Genomic DNA, 2,500 nt, shown 5'->3' on the forward strand with positions numbered 1-2,500 from the left:
CACAGGGGCTTACGCCCCAACTACCATCGGCGCTGAGAAGCTTAACTTCCGTGTTCGGGATGGGAACGGGTGTGACCTTCTCGCCATAGTCGCCAGACAATGAAGACATATATTATTATAATGTCTTTTTGGTTTTTTTCAAGAGAATTTCTGTTCCCTCAAAACTGGATAATCGTAAAGGAAGAATTAGAAGAACATCAAGTAATCAATTTGTCCAGTTTCGGCTTCTAGCCTCTCGAGGTCGCTTCAGTCCGTCCACGGAAGTCAAAAAACGACTTCCTAGCCGGCCTTCCAGCGCTTGTCGAGGCTGTACAGTCGCCTACACTTTTCTATTTGGTTAAGTCCTCGATCTATTAGTATCAGTCAGCTCCACACGTCGCCGCGCTTCCACCTCTGACCTATCAACCTGATCATCTTTCAGGGATCTTACTTCTTGCGAATGGGAAATCTCATCTTGAGGGGGGCTTCATGCTTAGATGCTTTCAGCACTTATCCCGTCCGCACATAGCTACCCAGCGATGCCTTTGGCAAGACAACTGGTACACCAGCGGTGCGTCCATCCCGGTCCTCTCGTACTAAGGACAGCTCCTCTCAAATTTCCTGCGCCCACGACGGATAGGGACCGAACTGTCTCACGACGTTCTGAACCCAGCTCGCGTACCGCTTTAATGGGCGAACAGCCCAACCCTTGGGACCGACTACAGCCCCAGGATGCGATGAGCCGACATCGAGGTGCCAAACCTCCCCGTCGATGTGGACTCTTGGGGGAGATAAGCCTGTTATCCCCGGGGTAGCTTTTATCCGTTGAGCGATGGCCCTTCCATGCGGAACCACCGGATCACTAAGCCCGACTTTCGTCCCTGCTCGACTTGTAGGTCTCGCAGTCAAGCTCCCTTGTGCCTTTACACTCTGCGAATGATTTCCAACCATTCTGAGGGAACCTTTGGGCGCCTCCGTTACATTTTAGGAGGCGACCGCCCCAGTCAAACTGCCTGCCTGACACTGTCTCCCACCCCGATAAGGGGTGCGGGTTAGAATTTCAATACAGCCAGGGTAGTATCCCACCGACGCCTCCACCGAAGCTGGCGCTCCGGCTTCTCAGGCTCCTACCTATCCTGTACAAGCTGTACCAAAATTCAATATCAGGCTGCAGTAAAGCTCCACGGGGTCTTTCCGTCCTGTCGCGGGTAACCTGCATCTTCACAGGTACTATAATTTCACCGAGTCTCTCGTTGAGACAGTGCCCAGATCGTTACGCCTTTCGTGCGGGTCGGAACTTACCCGACAAGGAATTTCGCTACCTTAGGACCGTTATAGTTACGGCCGCCGTTTACTGGGGCTTCGATTCAGAGCTTCGCGTGAGCTAACCCCTCCTCTTAACCTTCCAGCACCGGGCAGGCGTCAGCCCCTATACTTCGCCTTGCGGCTTCGCAGAGACCTGTGTTTTTGCTAAACAGTCGCCTGGGCCTATTCACTGCGGCTCTTCAGGGCTATGAACCCTAAAGAGCACCCCTTCTCCCGAAGTTACGGGGTCATTTTGCCGAGTTCCTTAACGAGAGTTCTCTCGCTCACCTTAGGATTCTCTCCTCGCCTACCTGTGTCGGTTTGCGGTACGGGCACCTTTCATCTCGCTAGAGGCTTTTCTTGGCAGTGTGGAATCAGGAACTTCGGTACTAAATTTCCCTCGCTGTCACAGCTCAGCCTTCACGGGAAGTGGATTTGCCTGCTTCCCAGCCTAACTGCTTAGACGCACATGTCCAATAGTGCGCTTACCCTATCCTCCTGCGTCCCCCCATTGCTCAAACGATGAAGAGGTGGTACAGGAATATCAACCTGTTGTCCATCGCCTACGCCTTTCGGCCTCGGCTTAGGTCCCGACTAACCCTGAGCGGACGAGCCTTCCTCAGGAAACCTTAGGCATTCGGTGGATGGGATTCTCACCCATCTTTCGCTACTCATACCGGCATTCTCACTTCCAAGCGCTCCACAAGTCCTTCCGGTCTTGCTTCGACGCCCTTGGAACGCTCTCCTACCGCGGACACCATAAGGTGTCCACCCACAGCTTCGGTGATACGTTTAGCCCCGGTACATTTTCGGCGCAGAGTCACTCGACCAGTGAGCTATTACGCACTCTTTAAATGATGGCTGCTTCTAAGCCAACATCCTGGTTGTCTAAGCAACTCCACATCCTTTTCCACTTAACGTATACTTTGGGACCTTAGCTGGTGGTCTGGGCTGTTTCCCTTTTGACTACGGATCTTATCACTCGCAGTCTGACTCCCACGGATAAGTCTTTGGCATTCGGAGTTTGTCTGAATTCGGTAACCCGATGGGGGCCCCTAGTCCAAACAGTGCTCTACCTCCAAGACTCTTACAACGTGAGGCTAGCCCTAAAGCTATTTCGGAGAGAACCAGCTATCTCCAAGTTCGATTGGAATTTCTCCGCTACCCACACCTCATCCCCGCACTTTTCAACGTGCGTGGGTTCGGGCCTCCAGTA

The 2,500-nt window shown here is 52.8% G+C and carries 2 rRNA genes (1 of these 2 cut by a window edge); both read right to left on the reverse strand.

What is annotated here, in order from left to right:
* Positions 1-97: ribosomal RNA gene (rrf, locus tag AM500_RS00005) — 5S ribosomal RNA — on the reverse strand.
* A 236-nt stretch (positions 98-333) separates the two neighbouring features.
* Positions 334-2,500 (reverse strand): 23S ribosomal RNA (locus tag AM500_RS00010) (it continues 767 nt past the right edge of the window).

It is taken from the genome of Bacillus sp. FJAT-18017 (genome assembly GCF_001278805.1).
Lineage (GTDB): Bacteria > Bacillota > Bacilli > Bacillales > Cytobacillaceae > Bacillus_D.